A 13,967-nucleotide genomic window follows, 5' to 3' on the forward strand; every position below is an offset into this window, starting at 1 on the left:
GTCGGCCCATCCCCTCGTTCCAGCGCCCTGAGCACACGATCCCGCAAATCCTGCGAATACGTCTGCATGGCTCCTCCTGACTCCTAAGAGTACAGAAGAAAGTTTAACGCATTGTCAATAATTAAATCAAAAATACTCTAAGCTTAAGGTGCCTCAGAAGCAGAAAGCCCCTGGTCTTTATTATTCAAACGATGTTTTTCTATGCGCCATCATTTTCGGTAAAACAACTCCGACGCATCCCCACACCTCTTTTCGAAACATCGGGGGGATGTAGCGATGCACTGGCTCGGCCCCAATAATGCAATAAACGGGATCCAACCGGTCGATACACATCATCGCCGCACTTACACCCTTATACTGTTCATTACCTTCCCATAGCGCATCGTGGAAGAAGATAATTCCGTCGTCATTGACAAAATCGGCATAGCGCGCATAGTCCGACAAGGCGCCCGCTGCTGTGTGGTCGCCATCTATGAAAAGCGCATCGACCTTGCGATTTCTTAGAAGTGCACTAACGCGTTGTACGGTTTGATCATCCTGGGAATTGCCAATAACCTCTTCATACTTTTGCCCAGGCTTGATGAACTGTCGAAGCCGGCTTTCGTGCTCTTCATTTGCCTGGATATCCAGACCGATAATCAGCGCCGACGGGTCTAGAAGAGTCGAGACATAAGCAAGATTCCCCCTGTCATAGATGCCAATCTCCAGATAAGTTTTGGCTCCTGTGAGGAGACGAAAAGCGCGGGTAACATCGTCCAAGTACGGAGAGTGGTCATTCTTAAAAAGAAAACGCTGGCGAATAGGCTCCGCACTGCTCAATTCGTCCTTGCCAACAGGTGCGTTCGCCGCCTTCAGCCTGTCCGGAACCAGGAAAAAAGATTTTGGAACGTAGTCGAAATCGCTTTGCATGGAGGTTTTACAAGGACAAGGAGTAATAAGATCAGCCCAAGTATGAGCTGAAGCCGATGATTGATCTTAGATCAAAAGCGATTAAATCTCTATTTTCAGGCCTTTTTTTTCTTTGCGGGCAAAAACAGCTTCTTGGCCAAGCCAGCGAAAGTCCTGTTCCGCAGCTTGGCGATCGTCCTGTCTCTTTCGTGAATGGTGCGAAGCCGCTCGATGGCCATCTGCTCGGCGGACTGCTTATGCTCAATCAGAATGCGTAGCTGTTCGGATTCGCTGAAGTGCTGGTGAACATGACATTCGGAAAGCGGCCGGCCGAATTTTTCCGCGAACACCGGCGCCAGGGTGATATGCAGGCCAGATGCCATGCGCTGGTCCAGATTGGTATCCGGTGTTGTGCCGAAAAGCGTGTAGCCATGGTTCGGCGCAGCGATGAAGCGGGCATCGCCGCTCAGAACGGCCTTGCTGGCCAACATGTAGTACCAGTGCTCGCCGTCTTCGACAAACGGAGAAAATTTTTCGAAGAACTCACGCCTGAATACGGCTCCAAGAGGAATAGTCTTGGCGATGTCGATTGCTGCTGCGGACGCCAAGTCTCCTCCAACCAGGCCGCGCGTCAAGTTTCCCGCAAGGTCGGCGTATTGCGGTACCACGCCGTCTATTTCAGGCCGCGACTGTAAAACTTGAAGGGCAAACCGAAGGAATTCCTCCTGGATAACTGAGCGACTGGGATTAATGGAGATGTAATCATTATCCAATTCTCGCAGGATCCATTGCACAATTTTCGGGCCTTCCGGCCATTGGAACGGTAGGATCGAACGTTCCGGCGCTTCGCGATCGGAAAAATACATGTCGATCTTGCACAGTCGATTCAGATCTAGGCTGGGCCTTCCCAGAACATTGGTTACCCCGAATGGTTCAAATGCAATAATGGCGAGTGAAGGAACCGGCGACTTCGGCAGTTCCTGAACTGCCGGAATTGATGCAACCCTGCGCGGAATACCGCCGGTCTTCTCCCAATAAGGCGTGCCGACCCGGGGAATTTCATAGGAAACCGGAGTCCACTCGATAGCCCTTTCTATACTCGACGCCAGTGCGCCGGCGGATCCCTCGAAGAGCAGGCAGTTTTCACCATCTTTCCAGAAATCATTCTGCCCGAATGCCACACAATCCCTATTGAGGATCACGCGTTGACGACGCAGCAACGATTCATAGGCGAAGAAGCAGAAGCTTTCGTAACTGGAGGGGATGACGGTAATCGCAGCGCGCAGCAGCCTGAGCCTGGCCTCTTCAGTCAAATCATCGGCAAATGAAAAGCTGTCGCGGTGCCGGCTCGGCACCCTGTTCTTGATCTTCTGATTGTATTCATGATCCCAACCGTAAGATGCGATCACAAATTGCGCCTTTACTCCTCTGTCGAGAAGTATCGTGGCTGCATCTATGAACAAATGCGGCTGTTTGAACGGGCATATCCGGGAAGAAAAGGCAACAACCGGAACTTCGCCCACTTCGGTTTCATGTGTTTCTCGCTCAACCTCTTTGTCGATGACGACGGGCGGAAAATTCACGACCGTCCGGGACATCCAGTCAGCCGGAAATTTGTAGAAATTCAGGTTCTCGGAGGCTATTTCCGGCAGATGTCCCACCACATAGTCGGCATCCAGAAGCGCCTTACGCTCGATATCGTGAATCTTCGCGTGCCAGGACGTCTGGGACGTTCCGTAGAGTTCGTGATGGGTAATGATTGAATTGGTGGAGTGCAGACGCACTCCAATTTCAATGCCCTTAAAAACATCTTCCCCGTATTTCGACTGCACACTAAAGAATGCGGGGCCGAAGATATCAATGAATTCGATATAGTCAGGTTTGATGCGGCCCGTGGCAAGCAGATGCTTCAGCGCGAAATACAGGTAATAGGACTCTCTGGCGTATTCGTCGAAAGTATTATGGGAGTGGATATCGAATGGAACAGGGTTCCGCTTGAACACATCCGCCAAGAGTATAAAGCGGGCTTTTTTACCGAAATGTCGATGCAGCGTGTCCTTCAGCTTATCGGTGGCGTTCTCGAAGTTATGACCATATAGAAGAATGGTGAATTCGACCGGATGATTCCAGGGGTGATTCACCATGTTGTAGATAAATCGGCCAATGCCGCCCTTATGCAAGGGATATAACTCGTTTACAACAAAGCAAACGCTACGCATGTATATGTCCTGGACAGTTAATCGAGCCGCGATACAGCCAGCAGATAAGACTCGGCCGAAGCCCGTTGAACTTGTTCGTGATAGTCACGGCACATGTCCACAACACCATCGTGATCGTGCCACCAGAGCTGCTTGATGCGCTCCGCATGGACCCTGATTAACTCGACATTGTCAGGCTCGAGAATCTCCGTTAATTCCCTCAATGGATGCTTGGCCATAAATGGCAGGAAAAGCGGACCGGTCAGACAGGGAGTACCGACGGACACCGCCTCGTTGAATGTCATTGGCTGGCACTCAATCAGCGTGACATTCAGCACGAGACCGACGCGTCCCATAATCTGCCGGATGTGCGATGGCGGAATGAAACCCAGATACTGGACTTTCTTGTGGTCTATGATATCGAGCAAATCGCCGCCATGTTGCGAACTGAACACCGTGCTGTATGAAGATCGGCACAAGGCGATGTGGTTGGCATGCAGGTTCTTTCGTAGCCCGCGCGCCAATGGAATAAAGGCCGCATCGACCGTACGAACATCCGGCAACTCCACGGCCCATGCAGGCAATGCATTGACCAGCAACAACGGCTCAACAGCTTCACAGGTGGTATGAAAGTTCGGCTTCACCGAGAAGAGCGCTTTCAAGATGCCACGCTTCTTCTGATTCATCATCAGCGAAAGCATGTCTATTTCGAACTGGTTATCGAATTGCGCTACTGAAACATGGGTAACGACTGCCATTTTCACGGATGCGCCCAAAAAGGCGCTGATGTGCTCCGCCAGATCTGCCGCATTATGCGAGTAGCCCTGAAAGAAAACGTACCGGATCCCCCGCGTAGCCAGAATCTTGTCTGCAATGCGAATATCGACAGGGCTGTTGGCGGGTATTTCGAGCTTGTGTCCGGGCAATACCAGTGTTGCCGATTTAATACCCCACCATTCTTTGTGATAGATGTGAAGGGTTTTGGAAAAAACGTCGCTGTAATTCTGAAAAACCTCATCAATTGCAAGCTTGCTGTCTAAATTCTCAATTTTTTTCATGGTTCCGACAACTCGGCATCACTATGAGCTTTAATAACAATAGAATACGCAACAACCATACTTTGGGCCGGCTGTACGCCCTCACATTGCATAGGTCATGAATCCCAAAATAGCCTGGCTTTTACCCAAGCTCATTGCTGGCTCCGGCGGGCATAGAACCATTCTTCAACACGCGGCCATCCTCGAACAGTCGGACTTCGATTGCAGTCTGTATATTGAACCAGACGGTCGAAAAATAGATGCCGCGGCCGAAATCAAGCAACTATTTGATTTTGACTTCAAACGAGTTCGCTACGGATGGGACAATATACCATCTGCCGATCTGGTATTCGCTACTGTCTGGTACTCCGCCAAGGTAGTCAAAGAGCTGCCTTTTCCCTGCGTAAAGGCCTATTTCGTACAAGACTACGAAGCATGCTTCAATCCCATGGGAGACGGCTATTTAATGGCCGAATCCTCCTATCGCTACGGTCTGCATCCAGTCACCATCGGCAGGTGGCTATCAAACCGGCTGCGCCTCGATTTTGGACTTGAAACCGACTATTTTGACTTTTGCGCCGACCTGTCCACTTATCGCCCCCTAAACGATGCGGTACGAGAAAAAGCCATATGTTTTGTCTACCAGCCGGATAAGCCCCGGCGATGTTCACGCCTGGGAATTGAGGCGCTAGGTATTGTGAAGGATCGAATTCCGGACGTAAATATCTATTTATATGGCTCAACTCACAAAAATCCCGTCCAGTTCAACCATACGAATTTGGGATTGATCGGGCTCGAGGCTTGCAATGCACTATATAACAAATGTTCCGTAGGCCTTTGTATTAGTTCATCAAATCCTTCACGAGTCCCTTTTGAAATGATGGCATCCGGGCTACCGGTCGTGGAGCTATGGAGGGAAAACACGCTCTATGATTTCCCAGAAGAAGCAACTTTATTGTGCGATCAGACACCCGAGGCCTTGGCCGAGGGAATTATGGATTTATTGTCCAACGACAAGAAGCGCGTTCGCATGGGCGGCGCCGCACTTTCCTACATGCGTCAACGTCCGCTGGATCTCGGTTTCAGCCAGTTCATGCAGGCCGTCATACGACTCCTGAATGAACAGAAGCATCAAAACATCAATCCGATTCAGAAAACCTATACCAAACCAGCCATAGTACCCGGCCCCCATGTGGCTACCCGCCCCCTCTCCGGAGCAGGCGGAAATAACATCATCCAGGGCAAAAGTCACGCAACGCGAGCCGCGAAATGGCTTGGACATATGCAAAACCTTTTCAAATCATCCAAAGTGGCCGCTTGGTTGCGCAGCAGATGATCCCGAAGCTACGCACGGTCGATATCTGGGATACGGTTCTGCGCAGAAGATGCCACCCCGATGCGGTAAAACTGGAAACGGCGCGCAAGCTGATCCTCCGCCAAGGAAGATTCCTCGCTCCGGCTTATCAAGATAGCTGGGCCTTGCTCCACCTGCGTTGCGCGATAGAAGGTGAGTTGGCATGTGCGGCAACGCTAGATCCCCTGCAGGACGACGAATATATCCTGCGGGATGTATTGACTGCCTGGGTAATACGAGCCGCCGCTTCGCCTTGCATGCTCAATATTTCGCCGCTCGTTGAGGAACTGGAGAATGAGGAATTCAGGCATGAAGAGTTTGTCAGCTATGTCGATCCGGAGATCCGGAACTACCTGGCCGAAAGTTCTGCCGAAAAAACCGTATTCCTTTCAGACTTTTATATGTCGGCGGAAAAAATTTTCTCATTGCTGGAGGCAAAAGACGTCGCCGGACTTTTCGATGGCGGCTTGAGCTCTTCCGATCACAAGCTCAATAAACGTTCCGGCCGCCTGTTCAAGCTTGTGCAGAGCATCTATGCAGCCGAATCGAACCAACATCTTCATATTGGCGACAATCCGATATCGGATTACGCGGTACCAACGCGCTTGGCGATAAAAGCTGTCCAGTACGCACCGCGGGAAGAAAGCGCACGGAGCGCCCTGAGCAAGGACATGTTTCTTGAACGCAGCGTCCTTTATCAGGCGATCGACAGGGAGTGCCGTGAGAGTGCACCGAAATCCCCGGAAAAGCGCATCAGAAGCGCCGTGGAGTACGGCATCACCCTCGCCCCCTTGTTCATAGGACATGCCCAATTCATCCTCGAGTCCACGCAGCGCGACGAACTGGACAAGCTGTTTTTCTTCACCCGGGAAGGAGAGTTTTTCGCCAGGGTGTATGAAGCACTTCGCGCGGCTTCTTCGGAAAGCACACGTTTTCGCACTCCGGCCGGCAGTGTTCTCAGCGTAAGCCGAATCGCCACCTTTGCAGCATCGCTGAAGGAGTTCTCTGTAAATGAGATGATGCGCTTATGGAGCCTGTACGGCACCCAGTCGATGAAGGCCTTGGCGCAATCCCTGAACTATCCATTGGAAGCAGCCGCGCAGTGGTGCAGCAAGCATCACCTTTCATTCGAAGAAGCTATTCGCAATCCGTGGCAGCAAAAAATGGTGCAGCAGTTCTTCGCCGACCCGGAGATTCAGGCATCATTGCAGATATTCATAACGGGCAAGAGAGCATTGCTGCTGGAATACCTCAAAGAGCAGGGCTTGACCAGCAACGACCGAAAAGTCGGCATCGTCGATATTGGATGGAGAGGTTCGATTCAGGACAACATTGCACTACTGATGCCGGACACCCGATTTTCCGGATACTACCTCGGACTCCAGAAATTCCTGAATAAACAACCCTCCAATACCGTAAAAACAGCATACGGCCCGAACCTGAATACATCCCCAGATCACAGTAAGCTGTTTGGCAAACTGTCCCTAATTGAAATGCTGACCAACTCGCCTAATGGCAGCACTCTGGGCTATGAAAGAGCATTGGGTGGCGGCATTGCCAGCATTCACCTGAATAATGCCGAAGAAGATCAGGCATATCATGACTACACTTCCCACATTCAAGCAGGCGTCCTGCATGCGGCGCGTATATGGGCAAATTATATTCACGCATATGCCGTATCCAGCGTTGAGCTGCGCACCTTGGGGCTAAGCCTTTGGGCTCAGCTGATCAGAAAGCCACCGCAGATTGTGCGAGAAGCTCACTCCAAACTTCAGCACAATGAACTTTTCGGGCTGGGCTCATTCGTTCAGAAAAGAAAGCTCCGGCCGTTTTCCATCAGCGGATTGCTCCGCATCTGGAAATAAAACAAGTCGCACGCCTGTTTACCTCCAAAGCAATCGAAACTTCCTTGCAGTAGAACTACCCTGCTCTGCAAAACTTCCGTAGGCGGCCGTAATACGGGCATGGTATGCCTGAAAGAGCCGATGGAGCGGCGAACCCAAAATAAGCTGGTTCCTGTTCTGATACTTGGATATCTGAAGTGGTTGCGCGGCAACATAACCACTGAAATGAAAAAAAATCAGCGATTGTCCATTGACCTGGAATCGACCTTGAGCATCAATTTCCAGTTTTCTCTCATGCAGATTCCAATAAGCCATGTTCGCGCCGCTGTGCCTGCATATCCTTAGCCCGCTGAATAGCGCCGGCGCAAGATCAAGCCACTTTTGATCGCCGCACATGCCTGACTTAGGCTCATTCTTGGCATATTTCAGAGTCATGGAGCAGAGCCATTTCAGGAAATTCCGCCCCTGTACCGTATTCCGCACTCCGATATATCCAGCATTGAAAACTCCGGCCCTGAGAATGGTCAACGGTCTAGGACTCAAACCATCGTCAGGAATGGGAGTAAGGCTATGAGGGGTCAATAGCAGATCGGCTTTGTCCAACTCTTCACGCAGCGACTTCGTATCGTCCAGGACGAGGCAATCGCCGTCAAAGTAATGAACCTGCTCAACCTCTGATGTAAGCAAAGCCTCAATCAGGAAAGGTTTTACAGCAAAGCACAGTTCGGCAACGGTATAGCGTCTATCCATTTCTCCGAGTATTTCAGGCGGAATACAATCTTCCAGCTGCATACAGGAAATTCCCTTAGGAAGCTTCTGACTGCGTCCGCCCCCATGAACCAGCAATAAGACACATTGTGCATTGTCGTGATGTTCACGAATGCTTATCAAACACGCCACCGCCTGATGCAAATGGCTTGGCGTAGCGATAGTGCAGAAAACGGAGGTCACCTTCGCCCTTCACGGATCCGGGAATTCATATTGAATTCCTATCTCCGACCTTATGCTTATGCACGGTTGCTCGAACCCAGCCGATAATTTGCATTGAATGGAATCGCACCTTGACACCAGACACTCAAGCACCGAGTCTTTCCAAGACAGCGAAACTGCTTCCACCTTACGCCGTCTTGCTTCCCTGCCAAAAACGCGGAGCCACAGTTGTTGCTACCGGTCCCCGCCATGCTTCCAAAATAGCATCTGAAAGCTGACATGCCTTGATATCTTTTCGTATGCCGCTGCCTTTCCCCGCACCCCAGATGAAATAGTCACTGCGAAAATCGTGCAACTCAAATGCAGCGAACGCCGAGCGGAATGCAGGCAGATGATCACCATAAAAGGCGAGCACTCCAGATGCCCGTTTTTCACCCAGAATCTGTGTTAATACCCCCAGCATTTCGTCAGCGCTGCGCAGGCTTTGCAGATAGCGCTCCAATGCCACTTTATCCGCCTGGGGCAGTGAGACATCCGGCAACAGATTGGCAATCGGCTGCTCACGAGGCGCCGACCATGGCCCGTGATTTTCCATGGTGACGGCAAAAACAAAAACCTTCGGCCCGTAGCTTTGCACGATCTCCGCTATCTTGTGTGCAACTTCCACATCGGTAACGTATCCGTTGACCCGCCGTGCACCGGTGAATGCCTCTTCTCCCAGAAACTCGTCGAACCCGAGATTCGGCATTACTTGATCACGTCCATAGAACGTGCGGTCAAAGGGGTGCAGACAAATCGTGCGGTAGCCTTCGGCACGCAGTCGCCATGCCAGCGATGTAACGGGCACGCTGACGAAACGGTGATAGGGATTGAACCGATCTAATCCAATTGCGCGCTCGCTCATCCCCGAGAGAACCGCAAACTCCGTGCGTACTGTGTTGGCCCCCCAACAAGGAACCTGCAATCGCCCCCACTGGATTCCAGCGCGCTGGCAACGATCAAAGACCGGCAACAAGTCGGCGCTGATCGCAGGATGCATGCGCCGTGCGTCAAAAAAAGATTCGCACTGCACAACAACCACGGGCTGGGCAACAGCTTGGCGAAAATGTCCAGCCGTGGACCTCACCACAGGCAAGGCGGCAGCCTGCCGTCCGGCCCGCTCGCCGCGGGCAACGATGCCGTAAGTAAGCAGCATGCCCAAGGCGCCGAAATTTGCGGCATCACGCACAGGGTCGCCTGAAAGCCGAAGCTTCCTTAAAGCCGTCGCCGCACGCGTACTGAATCGTCCGCCGACTGCCCAGGAGATCAGGAAGAAGAGGCTCAGCAACAACAACACCGGCCACGGCGACAGCGGCCATACCGCGGGTTCGACATGGAATAGCAGGACGAAAATTCCGATGACCGTTGCGGCGCCGATGAGCACCCTGCCTTTATGTGGAAATGGCAACGCGAGTCGGGGATGCCGGAATATGTCAAAGGCTTGGAATACATCCGTGAAAACCACCGGCTCGGCGAGTACCTTGAGCTTAGCCCGATTGGCATAGGCGTATCCCCCCGAAAGGGCAAGGGTGATAACACCAGCGAAAACCGGCCTCGCCGTAGCTGCCGCAAGTGACGCAAAACAAGCCGCGGGAAGAGCAGCGTCCAACAGCATCGCCGCCGACCAACGCAGTCCCGCCCCGCAAGCGATGCGCAGCACCACCCAGCCGGCAAAGGCCAGTACGGCCCCGGCTATCACGGAATGCCAATTGATCGTATCGAACATGATGAAATTTATTCCGAAATCGCTTCCACGTCATCCCATACCTGGGTGACCAATCCCGGCATCAGTTCGACCGCGCGCTCACCGCTCCGGATGTCATCGTCCGCAGCTATTGCCGACAACGCCCTGACGGGATAATCCTTCGCCGCCATTTCCAGCCGCGCCAACGATCCTGCTACTGCCAATTCGAGACCCATGTGGCTGTAAAAGCCCCCGTTTACTTGCGTCCGTGAGGCAACCACTCGGCGGAACGCATCGAATGCCGCAGCATCCGGCGAGGTTCCGCGGCTCCAGAAGTCGTCCAGTCCGTGCTGGAAGGTCAGGCCGGGCATATCGTAGATGGCATGCCCCAGAGCCACGACGGGCACACCGAAAGTCAGGGCGAGTATGCCCATGGTGCTGTTCACGGTGACAACGCCGGCGCTGCCCCTGACCAGCTCATCCGGGCTGCCACCCTGCAGATAAACGACGCGCTCCGCCACACCGGCGGCAGCGGCGCATTCGCGGGTAATGCGCCCCAGTTCGACAAGGCCAGTGTCGAGCGGGTGCTCGGTAATCACCAACAGCGCGTCCGCCGGCGCAGAGTTGGCAAAGGAGTCGATCACCTTCTTGATCGCCGGCGCCATGCGGCCGAATGGCGAATGAAAGCGGATTTGCGAATCGGCATCCAGCTGCAAGGGGAACAGATAGTACGGTTGCGCGCTGCCCAGGATCTGCTGCAACAAGGCAAGCTTGCGCCGCTTGCTCCACGGCTTCATAGGGAAGCGTTTGGCGCCTGCCGCATATTCGACCAAGGGATGCCAGGGCTTATGCGTCCGGTATGCCGGGTAGCGCCAGGCGGTGAATACGATCGTCAGGTTGTAAAGCACATCCTCCGCCGCCCTGCGCACGAAACTGCTCAATACCGGCACGCCGCTATCCCAATGCCCCACCTGATCGGCGGCACTTTTGAACCACTCCGGATCCCGCGGCATCAAGGAATTCCTGTTCACCCCCCCGCTCTCCAGGGTCACCCAGTTCGGGCGCAGGTAGCCTTCTTCGAAGACATGGACCCGGATGCCGTGGCGACGCGCCAGCCGGGTAGCGGTCCGGTGCGGCGGCCGGCAATCGCCGAACAGGACGATATCCGTGATGTCTCGCCGCAGAAGCTGGTCGTTCAGGAATTCGGCCCACTGCTCCACCGTCCCGCGAAAATCGAGGGCGCCGGGCAGGTTCCAGAAAATGCGATCTCCGCCGTTGAGATTGATGCGATGGACGCCATGCCCCTGGCCCCGCAGCCGGGCGGCAAGCCTGCTGAAGAACGTACCTATCGGTCCCTGCAGGAAGAGATAGTTGCGTCGCGACGCCCCGGGAACGGGTTCCGGCATCCAGTCCGCTTCGTTAAGCGCACTCACAGGACAATTGAAATCATCGGTTTATACAAATATTCCGTCTATAGGGGGCGAAGCTGAGCAAACAATATGAGACACAGTAATCACTTTTCGCGCCAAATAATCAGACTCTTGGCGTCGAAGTGTGATTCAGCGCACATGACCACACCGTATCGGGGGTCGGATTCGATTCATACTGCAAGAAACGCTCCGCACCGGCGTGCACAGTTCACCGAACTTGCGGAGAAATGGACGAAAAAAAGCTGATTGGAAGTACGTAGCGAGTCACTCGCGCCCGTACCGGCATCCCCTGATCCTGGAATCTTGGATTCCAGGCCCCTATTTCGCGTTCGCAGACGTCCGTGCACGCATCTTTCCTCCATTTTACACAAAGGCCGAGCTTGCAGCCTTGTCCATGGATCGCAATCCATCTTCAAGCCGGGCGCCACGCCCAAGCAGCTTTCTGACCCTGACGCAATCCCGAGAGAATGCCTCGTTACGTACGTTACGTTACGTCACCAGCGCGGACTGACCTTCGATTACATCGGCCTGCATTTGATTGCATCAACACCCGATGTTCTAGGATGGTAAGCACAGGAGGTAATCGTCGCAAGGCCGGAATCAGTAACGAAAAGTCTACAAATCCGTCATCCCACCTCAGACACAAGTATTGGACGGCCGTATAAGCCCAGCTCCGCAAGGCCTTCAGCTCCAGTCGAGCTTTTATAGAGACCTTATGGGACCCCCTAAAAATTAGGCTGAGATGCGGATTTTCCGTCGCCCCCCCTCTCAGCAGATCCGCTCATCCACAAGACAGGCAAGCACCTCGCATCCCCCGTTTCCCAAGACTTGCGCTTACAGCCGAATCAGACCCGTGGAACGCTTTAGATTCATGCAGTTACATGCTCTATGCGAGAATAGGGCATGACTGTGTTTTCCCCCTACCGCTTCTCCGTGGCGCCGATGATGGATTGGACGGACCGCCATTGCCGATATTTCCTGCGCCTCCTGTCGCAGCACACCCGGCTCTATACCGAAATGGTCAACACGGGCGCCATCCTGCGCGGCGACGCCGACCGCCACCTGCGCTTTCACCCGGACGAACACCCCCTGGCCTTGCAGCTCGGCGGCAGCGAGCCGCAGGCCCTGGCCCAATCCGCCGCCATCGGCGCCGAGTACGGCTACGACGAGATCAACCTCAATTGCGGCTGCCCCTCGGACCGGGTCCAGGAAGGCCGTTTCGGCGCCTGCCTGATGGCCGAGCCGCAACGGGTGGCTGCCGCGGTAGCGGCCATGCGCGGTACCTGCGGGATACCGGTGACGGTCAAATGCCGCATCGGCATTGACGACAGCGAGGACTACGTCTTCCTGCGCGCCTTCGTCGAAACCGTGGCCGCGTCCGGCTGCGGGGTCTTCGTGGTGCATGCGCGCAAGGCCTGGCTGTCCGGCCTCTCGCCCAAGGAAAACCGGGAAATCCCGCCCCTGCGCTACGAGCAGGTCTATCGCCTCAAGCAGGATTTCCCGCAGCTCGCCATCGCGATCAACGGCGGCATCCGTACCCTGGAGGACTGCGAGCAGCACCTGCAGCACGTGGACGGCGTCATGCTCGGCCGCGAAGCCTACGAAAACCCCTACCTGCTGGCCCAGGTGGACAGCCGTCTGTTCGGCGACACCCGCACGCCGCCGACCCGCGCCGAGGCCGCCCTGCGCCTGCGCCCCTACATCGAGCAGGAACTGGCATCCGGCACATCCCTGGGGCAGATCACGCGGCACATCCTCGGCCTGTACAAGGGCCAGCCCGGCGGCCGCGCCTTCCGCCGCCACCTGTCGGAAAACGCACATCGTAAGAATGCAGGCTGGGCAGTGGTCGAGGACGCTATCGCCCTGACCGAGCGCCGGCCCGAAGACAATGCCGTATCCGCCGCTGCCTGATGGGAATCCACTCGTGACCCCACCCATGACCCCAGCCACGACCTTGTTCAAATCCGCACTCAAGTTCAGCACCCTGCTCTGCCTGGGCCTCACCGTCAGCGGCTGCGCCCTGATGGGGCCGAAGGATCCCCAGCACCCGCGCGTCCTCCTGCAAACCTCGCAAGGCGACATCACCCTCGAGCTGGACCGCGACCACGCCCCGCTCAGCGTCGACAACTTCCTGCGCTACACCTGCGAAGGCCACTACGACGGCACTGTCTTCCATCGCATCGTCCCCGGCTTCGTCATCCAGGGCGGCGGCTATAACGCGGACCTCAGCGACCGGCCGCGCCACCCGCAGATCAAACTGGAATCCGGCAACGGCCTGTCCAACCTGCGCGGCACCCTGGCCATGGCGCGCGATATGCAGCCGGATACCGCCGACGCCGAGTTCTACATCAACCTCGTCGACAACCTGAAGCTGAACCCGCACCCGGAAATTCCCGGGCGCGAACATGGCTACGCCGTGTTCGGCCGCGTGGTCGAAGGCATGGACGTGGTCGACCGCATCGCGGCCCTGCCCACCCATGCCGTCAACGACGACTTCTCCAACGTTCCCCTGGAACCGGTACTGATCAACAGGGCCAAGTCGCCGTCCTGCCACTGGTGGTAA

10 protein-coding genes are annotated in these 13,967 nt (G+C 54.8%); 4 read left to right on the forward strand and 6 right to left on the reverse strand.

Annotated features, from left to right (window positions below; all coding sequences use genetic code 11):
* Positions 1-180 precede the first annotated feature (180 nt).
* From BP26_RS0122520 to BP26_RS0122530, 3 genes are all read right to left on the reverse strand, one after another.
* Positions 181-909: a class I SAM-dependent methyltransferase gene (locus BP26_RS0122520; protein WP_029922804.1), complete on the reverse strand. Its 729-nt coding sequence runs from the start codon at positions 907-909 to the stop codon at positions 181-183.
* Positions 910-1,004: 95 nt separating this feature from the next.
* A complete protein-coding gene (locus BP26_RS0122525; protein WP_029922805.1) occupies positions 1,005-3,068 on the reverse strand; it encodes a glycosyltransferase in 2,064 nt (687 codons plus the stop codon).
* Positions 3,069-3,124: 56 nt separating this feature from the next.
* A complete protein-coding gene (locus BP26_RS0122530; RefSeq protein WP_029922806.1) occupies positions 3,125-4,144 on the reverse strand; it encodes a hypothetical protein in 1,020 nt (339 codons plus the stop codon).
* A 97-nt stretch (positions 4,145-4,241) separates the two neighbouring features.
* Here BP26_RS0122530 and BP26_RS29855 point away from each other — a divergent pair, with 97 nt between their 5' ends.
* Both BP26_RS29855 and BP26_RS0122545 read left to right on the forward strand, forming a co-directional pair.
* Positions 4,242-5,459, forward strand: coding sequence for a rhamnosyltransferase WsaF family glycosyltransferase (locus BP26_RS29855; protein ID WP_157572715.1), 1,218 nt, complete (start codon positions 4,242-4,244; stop codon positions 5,457-5,459).
* The gene (locus tag BP26_RS0122545) at positions 5,393-7,342 is read left to right on the forward strand and encodes a hypothetical protein (protein WP_157572716.1); all 1,950 of its coding nucleotides are present in this window, start codon (positions 5,393-5,395) and stop codon (positions 7,340-7,342) included. Before BP26_RS29855 ends, BP26_RS0122545 begins: the two co-directional genes overlap by 67 nt.
* 18 nt (positions 7,343-7,360) lie before the next feature.
* Here the strand turns inward: BP26_RS0122545 and BP26_RS0122550 are convergent, their stop codons facing one another.
* The 3 genes from BP26_RS0122550 to BP26_RS0122560 all read right to left on the reverse strand — a co-directional run bounded on the left by BP26_RS0122550 (position 7,361) and on the right by BP26_RS0122560 (position 11,380).
* Positions 7,361-8,113 (reverse strand): hypothetical protein, encoded by a 753-nt coding sequence (locus tag BP26_RS0122550; RefSeq protein ID WP_157572717.1) that lies wholly within the window; start codon positions 8,111-8,113, stop codon positions 7,361-7,363.
* A 325-nt stretch (positions 8,114-8,438) separates the two neighbouring features.
* Positions 8,439-10,016 (reverse strand): LTA synthase family protein, encoded by a 1,578-nt coding sequence (locus BP26_RS0122555; RefSeq protein WP_051749307.1) that lies wholly within the window; start codon positions 10,014-10,016, stop codon positions 8,439-8,441.
* Positions 10,017-10,024: 8 nt separating this feature from the next.
* Entirely contained in the window at positions 10,025-11,380 is a 1,356-nt protein-coding gene (locus BP26_RS0122560) for a capsule polysaccharide biogenesis protein (RefSeq protein WP_029922811.1), read from the reverse strand.
* Positions 11,381-12,307: 927 nt separating this feature from the next.
* Here BP26_RS0122560 and dusA point away from each other — a divergent pair.
* Both dusA and BP26_RS0122570 read left to right on the forward strand, forming a co-directional pair.
* Positions 12,308-13,315 (forward strand): tRNA dihydrouridine(20/20a) synthase DusA, encoded by a 1,008-nt coding sequence (gene dusA / locus BP26_RS0122565; RefSeq protein ID WP_029922812.1) that lies wholly within the window; start codon positions 12,308-12,310, stop codon positions 13,313-13,315.
* 25 nt (positions 13,316-13,340) lie between these two features.
* Positions 13,341-13,967 carry a peptidylprolyl isomerase gene (locus BP26_RS0122570; protein WP_029922813.1) on the forward strand — a complete coding sequence of 209 codons (627 nt, stop codon included), beginning with the start codon at positions 13,341-13,343 and terminating at the stop codon, positions 13,965-13,967.

Origin of the sequence: Nevskia soli DSM 19509 (genome assembly GCF_000711955.1) — a bacterium.
GTDB classification, from domain to species: domain Bacteria; phylum Pseudomonadota; class Gammaproteobacteria; order Nevskiales; family Nevskiaceae; genus Nevskia; species Nevskia soli.

What these genes read in the sequence shown, in the direction of transcription:
- BP26_RS0122520 (WP_029922804.1), bottom strand. Translation starts at nt 909, where the DNA reads ATGCAAAGCGATTTCGACTACGTTCCAAAATCTTTTTTCCTGGTTCCG.
- BP26_RS0122530 (WP_029922806.1), bottom strand. Translation starts at nt 4,144, where the DNA reads ATGAAAAAAATTGAGAATTTAGACAGCAAGCTTGCAATTGATGAGGTT.
- BP26_RS29855 (WP_157572715.1), top strand. Translation starts at nt 4,242, where the DNA reads ATGAATCCCAAAATAGCCTGGCTTTTACCCAAGCTCATTGCTGGCTCC.
- BP26_RS0122545 (WP_157572716.1), top strand. Translation starts at nt 5,393, where the DNA reads ATGGCTTGGACATATGCAAAACCTTTTCAAATCATCCAAAGTGGCCGC.
- BP26_RS0122550 (WP_157572717.1), bottom strand. Translation starts at nt 8,113, where the DNA reads ATGCAGCTGGAAGATTGTATTCCGCCTGAAATACTCGGAGAAATGGAT.
- BP26_RS0122555 (WP_051749307.1), bottom strand. Translation starts at nt 10,016, where the DNA reads ATGTTCGATACGATCAATTGGCATTCCGTGATAGCCGGGGCCGTACTG.
- BP26_RS0122560 (WP_029922811.1), bottom strand. Translation starts at nt 11,380, where the DNA reads ATGCCGGAACCCGTTCCCGGGGCGTCGCGACGCAACTATCTCTTCCTG.
- dusA (WP_029922812.1), top strand. Translation starts at nt 12,308, where the DNA reads ATGACTGTGTTTTCCCCCTACCGCTTCTCCGTGGCGCCGATGATGGAT.
- BP26_RS0122570 (WP_029922813.1), top strand. Translation starts at nt 13,341, where the DNA reads ATGACCCCAGCCACGACCTTGTTCAAATCCGCACTCAAGTTCAGCACC.